1 pseudogene is annotated in these 255 nt (G+C 45.1%); it reads right to left on the bottom strand.

What is annotated here, in order from left to right:
* Window positions 1–255: pseudogene (locus TEPIDINF_RS15275) on the bottom strand (ISNCY family transposase); the annotation flags it as partial.

Below are 255 nucleotides of genomic sequence, written 5' to 3'. Positions count from 1 at the left end.
GCAATCGAAGTTCGATAACTAAACGGTCTTGAAAAGTACCCCAAAGACGTTCAATACGCCCTTTGGCTTGCGGGGTCATTGCTTTGATATGAGTTATACCGAGTTCAGCCATTACCTTACCAAATTGCGATAACGGCTTGATTTCACCCGCTAATTCCTGCTCTACAGTTAACGATTCCTTGGGAGATCGGAAGATCGTATGCCGATCGCTGTACAAACCAAGTGGAAGGCCATATTGCTCAATAGCTTGTTGCA

The organism is Tepidibacillus infernus (assembly GCF_048898065.1).
Taxonomy (GTDB): domain Bacteria; phylum Bacillota; class Bacilli; order Tepidibacillales; family Tepidibacillaceae; genus Tepidibacillus_B; species Tepidibacillus_B infernus.
Note: the sequence above shows the minus strand (reverse complement) of the source record. Positions and strands in the feature narration are given on the sequence as shown.